A 6,243-nucleotide genomic window follows, 5' to 3' on the forward strand; every position below is an offset into this window, starting at 1 on the left:
TATAAAAATGCGCCGTTACAGTGACTTCTGTAACGGCGCGTTTTTGTATCTTATAAGCTCATCATGGGTATGAACCCGATTAAGCTTTATGTTCCTGGTTACACTTCCATTCACATGGCACTTCATAAATCAGCTCTTCAATCGAGGTTGGGTTTAGAACCCACTCTTCATCAATATTGAACTTGCTGACCATCTGCGTGTTGAAAAGCTGCCAATGCTTAAGTAGAGCATCTTCAGGAGAGGTGACCATATCGCCTTCATTCCAAGTGCTTTCCATAAAGGGAGTGAGGCATACCGCTCCGTGCGCATACATGATCATTTGCCACTTAATCTCATAAATGTTGATCAAGTTCTCTGGATTCGCATCGTTATATTGTTCAGCTAACATGTTGATTTCTTTTTCGACATCGCCAACATTGTCGATAAAGTAATCGACCAAGTTGTCTTTTTGGCGAACAGAGTCAGTGATAAGTTGCATCGGTTTTCGTGAGTGAATCATGTTGCTAAAAAGGCGCATACTAAATAAATAGATAGTAATGTTTGGTGCGACGCCTTTTGGTAACTCTTCCACTATCTTAGCAATATAAGACTGAAAATAGGCGTGTAAACAATCGCTTATCGCATGCCAGATTTTTTCTTTGCTGCCAAAGTGGTGGCGAATAAGGCTATGCGATACACCTGCTTTCTCACTGATGTTACGAAGCGAAACGCTATCATAACCATGCTCACAGAACATATCCGCAGCAACACCCATGATCAAAAATCTCGTCTCTTCAGCGTCTTTTGCGCTTCTTCTGCCTTGTTTCTTTTCAGTCATCTTCATTTCACACATTTACCTGATTACCACATTCTACACTGTTTTTACTCAAATAAAAAATACTGCACAGGTGGAAAGTAAAGCTTGTGGATTACGGAATTTTGAATATACTGCCCACCTGTGTAATAAATCATAATAATTAAATGGAGAGACATCATGCAGTTCAATTTGTCTATCAATGCCATATCGAGCAAGCGCATGGGAGCTGTTATTGCAGCACTATTGCTCGCAGGCTCTCTAACTGGATGTGACAAAGTTCAGTCAGAGGAAAATGTGCAGGTAATCAAGCCAGTCAAGCTGTTCGAAATCCCACAACAGACTGATATTGATCTCGATAGCTTCATTGCAAAGGTTGATGCAACCGACCGTGCGGCACTTTCTTTCCAAGTGGGTGGAGATATAGAAACCTTCGATGTTCGTATGGGACAAGAAGTGAAGAAAGGTCAGGTGTTAGCCGTATTAGACGCGACGGATTACCGTATTGCCGTTGACGCAGCCCAAGCTAAATTTGATCTGGCGAACAGCCAATACAAACAAGCTTCTGAGTTGTATGCGAAAAAACTGGTCAGTACCGATTACTACGACCAAGCCGTAAACACCTTTACTGCCGCTGAAGTTGAGTTGGACCAAGCAAAAACAAACCTTGGCTACACTACCTTAGTTGCTCCATTCGATGGCGTGGTATCGATGGTGTTTGGAAAGCAATATCAATTGATCGCAGAAAAGCAGCCTGTACTGAATATTTTGAATCACAGTGAAATGGATGTGACGTTTTCAATTCCAGTATCAAAGCTTGAAGACCGTTCTATTCAAGACCTAACGAGCTCAAACATGTGGGTTGTGATGGACAGCCACCGCGGCATTCGTATCCCGACTCGCTTTAAAGAAATCTCAACGCAACCAGATGAAGATACCAACAGCTACCAAGCGGTTGTGTCTATCGAAAAGCCAGAAGGCATCAATCTACTTTCTGGTATGACAGCGCAAGTTGAAGTTCAGAAAAGTAAATCTGACTACGGCATTGGTATTGTGGATTCAGCTTGGTTAAACAAAGACGTAGGCCATGGTGAACTATGGCGTTATAACCCTGACTCTCAACTGATTTCTAAAGTACAAGTCCTTCTTGATGAGCAAGGCAAGGTTATCGACGGATTGTCGTCTGGTGACCTTATCGTTGAAGCGGGTGTGGATGTGTTATCAGACGGACAACAAGTAAAAGCTTGGCTTCGTGAGGGCGGTATTTAATGAACCTTTCAAAATTATCAGTTGTTGTCGCGTCGGTTCTGTTACTTCAAGCCTGTAACAATGAAGCTGTACACCGTGAACAACCACCTTTGTTGGTTTCTACCTTTGAAGTTGGCGCACCGCTTACTAATCAGTTCAGAAGTTTTAATGGACAGGTGATGCCAGCTGAATTGACTCCCTTGGCATTTAAGCTAGCAGGCGAGATTCAACAAGTATTAGTAGAAGCGGGCGACAATGTCGAAAAAGGGCAGTTATTAGCCACCTTAGATAACGCAACGTACGTCCAAGATCTGACTGATGCTCAATCTCAATTCAAACTGGCGAGCAAACAGTTGGCCCGTGGTACTGAGATGTTTGGCAGCGAAATGTTATCGCAATCAGAACACGACCAACTGACGGCTAACTACAAGCTCGCATCGGCGAATTTGGCGGCGGCAAAACGCAAGCTAGGTTACACAGAACTTTTAGCGCCATTCTCAGGAACAGTCTCAACTGTCGATAAGCAACGATTCGAAAATACGACGCCTGGAGAAACACTACTGAGTGTGTACCAGAACGACAAGGTGTATGTGCGAATTCAAGTATCAGATTCGATCTTGGCGTCAATTAGCCCAGACATACTTTCAAATAGCTATCGTCCTGAGGCGACCTTTGGCGGTCACACAGGCCAATATCCACTGACGTATCTAGAACACACCAGTGAACTGCACCCACAATCCCGTACCTACGAATTTTGGATGCAGATGCAGCAGCCTGAAAGTGAAATTCTGCCAGGCACGAGCGTTACGGTCAATGTAGATATGGCGAAAGCGGGCCAGAGCGATGTTCAAGGCTACCAATTACCAATGACAACGCTAGAAGCGGGCTCTGAAGCGAATCAGTTCTATGTGTGGAAAATGGAAGACGGACAAGCATTCAAAAGCGAAGTAGAAGTCGACAAGATCAGTGGCCAAGGCGCACTCATCGCTCATGGTGTTGAGCAAGGTGAGCTACTCGTAAATTCGAATTTAAGAAAACTCCGTGACGGAATCCAATTGTCAGGAAAAGCAGAATGAACATCGCAGAATATTCAATAAAGAACAAAGTAATCAGCTGGCTGTTTCTAGTCATTTTGGCCATTGGCGGTGTGACGTCTTTTGGTAATCTATCCCGTTTAGAAGACCCAGCTTTTACCATTAAAGATGCAATGATTATTTCAACTTACCCTGGCGCTACGTCAATGGAAGTTGAAGAAGAGCTGACTTACCCACTAGAAAAAGAGATAAGACAGCTTCCGTACATCGACAAGATTACCTCGACATCATCGAACGGTATGTCCCAAATTATGGTCAGTATGAAGATGGACTACGGTCCAGACGAGCTGCCTCAGATCTGGGATGAAATGCGCCGTAAGATCAACGATCTACAACCAACACTGCCAAGTGGTGTAAATTCCGTTCAGATCATCGATGATTTTGGTGATGTGTTTGGTGTGATGATCATGCTGACCGGTGATGGTTACGATTACGTTGAGCTCAAACAGTACGCAGATTACCTAACGCGTGAAATCGAACTGGTTGACGGTGTCGGTAAAGTTAGCATTGCAGGTGACCAACAAGAACAACTGTTTGTTGAGATGTCACTGGAACGCTTAGCCGCATTGAACCTAGATATGTCGACGGTGACAGCATTGCTAGCACAACAAAACAGTGTGGTATCGGCAGGCGAGGTGATGCTGAATGGTCAAAGCCTAACGATTAAGCCAAACGGCACATTAAGCACGGTTGAAGAACTAGAAAACCTAATCATTCATGGTCGTGACACTGGCAATCTAATTCGTCTAAAAGACGTTGCTGAAGTGACTCGTGGTATTCAAGAAAAGCCGGGTAATGTATTAACGTACAACGGTAAACCTGCAATCAACTTGGGTATTGCGTTCTCTTCTGGTGTAAACGTGGTTGAGATTGGTAAAGCACTGGATGCGGAACTGGATCGCCTAGAAAGCATTAAGCCAGCGGGTGTAGAACTGAATTACTTCTACAACCAAGCGCAAGAAGTAGACAAATCTGTGGCTGACTTCTTAATCAGCCTAGTTGAAGCGGTAGCCATCGTTATCATTGTATTGTTGTTCGCAATGGGCTTACGCAGTGGTTTGATCATCGGTTTGGTTCTTCTATTGACGGTATTCGGTACCTTCATCCTGATGGATTACAACGATGTTGAACTGCACCGCATCTCTCTGGGGGCACTGATCATCGCGCTGGGTATGCTGGTGGATAATGCGATTGTTGTCGTTGAAGGTATTTTGGTGGGCTTGAAGAAAGGCAAAACCAAGCTTCAAGCAGCGAAAGACATCGTCAAGCAAACACAATGGCCACTGTTAGGTGCGACCATTATCGCTATCACAGCGTTTGCACCGATTGGTTTGTCGAAGGATGCGACAGGCGAATTCATGGGTTCACTGTTTTGGGTACTGTGTTTCTCACTGTTTTTGAGTTGGGTAACTGCACTAACACTAACGCCATTCCTTGCCGAGATGTTGCTTAAAGAAGAAGACAAGGTTGATGAGAACGAAGACCCATACAAAGGCATCCTGTTTGTGGTATTCGGTGCGTGTCTGAAAGTAGCACTTCGATTTAGATGGCTTACTGTAGTTAGTATGGTCGCTCTATTAGCAGTTTCTGTCGTCGGTTTTGGTATGGTGAAGCAGCAGTTCTTCCCGCCGTCAAATACCCCAATGTTTTACGTAGACATGTGGATGCCAGAAGGCACCGATGTTCGTGAAACGATCAAGCAGACAGAAAAAGTTGAAAGCTACATTCGCCAGCAAGACGACGTGGAGTTTGTAACCACAACGGTTGGGCAGGGCATGCAACGTTTCGCACTGACTTACCAACCAGAGAAAAGCTACGAAGCGTACGCCCAGTTACAAGTAAGAACCACTGACCGCGACACTATGTTTAAGGCTCTAGCGGCGCTAGACAAAGACTTAGCGAACGAATTTGAACAACCGACGTTCCAATTCAAGTTGATTGAGTTTGGCCCGTCACCAGCTTCAAAAATTGAAACGCGTATTATCGGCGCCGATCCACAAGTACTGCGTAATATTGCGGTTGAAGTCGAAGATATCTTACTTGCCGATCCTGGCTCTCGAAATGTGCGCCATGATTGGCGTGAACGCACCAAAGAGCTCGTGCCACTGTTTAACGAATCAAAGGCACGTCGCCTTGGCATTTCAAAGGCGGATCTGTCTGAGACACTACAGATGGCGTTTGGTGGTTATAACATCGGCTTACTGCGTGATGGTACGCATATGTTACCTATCGTGGCACGCCTGCCTGAAGAAGAGCGTTTTGACTTTGAATCACTGAACAATGTGAAGATTTGGAGCCCATCACTACAAACTTACATCCCAGTTGAGCAAGTGATTGATGGCGTAGAGCTTCAATGGTCTGAGCCACTGATTCAGCGTCGTGACAGAAAACGTACGCTAACGGTATTGGCTGATCACGATGTTCTTGGTGATGAAACGCCAGCGAGTCTGTTTGCTCGTGTGAAACCAAAGGTAGAAGCATTAGATTTACCAGAAGGCTACAGCATTAGCTGGGGCGGTGAGTACGAAAGCTCAAAAGATGCGCAGGAATCTCTGTTTGGCTCACTGCCAATGGGTTACTTGCTGATGTTTATCATCACGATGCTTCTGTTTAACTCGGTTCGCAAGCCGCTTGTGATTTGGTTTACGGTCCCGCTCTCTATCATTGGTGTTTCAATTGGTTTGTTAGGGACTAATATGCCATTCAGCTTCACGGCGTTCCTAGGCTTATTGAGTCTAAGCGGCATGATTTTGAAGAACGGAATCGTACTGCTTGACCAGATCAACAGTGAGCTACAAACAGGTAAAGACCCATATTTAGCGGTTGTCGACAGTGCGATTAGTCGTGTACGACCGGTATCTATGGCAGCACTTACGACTATCTTGGGCATGATTCCCTTGGTATTCGATGCATTTTTCGGCTCGATGGCGATTACCATCATGGCAGGCTTAGGCTTTGCTACAGTACTAACGCTAATAGTAGTACCAGTGATGTTCGCTATTCTATATAGAATCAAACCGTCCACTGCGGGTTATTAGGGAATGATATAAAACAGATTCTTTTAAGCCAGCCCAGTCAGTTTTGACTGGGCTTTTTTATGGTTCATCG

General features: G+C 44.9%; 4 protein-coding genes. 3 read left to right on the forward strand and 1 reads right to left on the reverse strand.

Annotation, left to right across the window (positions count from 1 at the left end):
• Window positions 1-79: 79 nt before the first annotated feature.
• Window positions 80-823, reverse strand: a complete 744-nt coding sequence (locus AB4512_RS15180; protein ID WP_136974618.1) for a TetR/AcrR family transcriptional regulator — start codon at window positions 821-823, stop codon at window positions 80-82.
• Window positions 824-973: 150 nt separating this feature from the next.
• Between AB4512_RS15180 and AB4512_RS15185 the strand changes: the two genes are divergently transcribed.
• The 3 genes from AB4512_RS15185 to AB4512_RS15195 are packed head-to-tail and all read left to right on the forward strand — an operon-like array spanning window position 974 to window position 6,173.
• Window positions 974-2,062 carry an efflux RND transporter periplasmic adaptor subunit gene (locus tag AB4512_RS15185; protein ID WP_017064636.1) on the forward strand — a complete coding sequence of 363 codons (1,089 nt, stop codon included), beginning with the start codon at window positions 974-976 and terminating at the stop codon, window positions 2,060-2,062.
• Window positions 2,062-3,117 carry an efflux RND transporter periplasmic adaptor subunit gene (locus tag AB4512_RS15190; protein ID WP_372175135.1) on the forward strand — a complete coding sequence of 352 codons (1,056 nt, stop codon included), beginning with the start codon at window positions 2,062-2,064 and terminating at the stop codon, window positions 3,115-3,117. Before AB4512_RS15185 ends, AB4512_RS15190 begins: the two co-directional genes overlap by 1 nt.
• Window positions 3,114-6,173, forward strand: a complete 3,060-nt coding sequence (locus tag AB4512_RS15195) for an efflux RND transporter permease subunit (RefSeq protein WP_372175136.1) — start codon at window positions 3,114-3,116, stop codon at window positions 6,171-6,173. The genes AB4512_RS15190 and AB4512_RS15195 overlap by 4 nt, the downstream gene beginning before the upstream one ends.
• The last annotated feature ends 70 nt before the right edge of the window (window positions 6,174-6,243 follow it).

This window comes from Vibrio sp. 10N.222.52.B7, from assembly GCF_041474275.1.
Classification (GTDB): domain Bacteria; phylum Pseudomonadota; class Gammaproteobacteria; order Enterobacterales; family Vibrionaceae; genus Vibrio; species Vibrio crassostreae_C.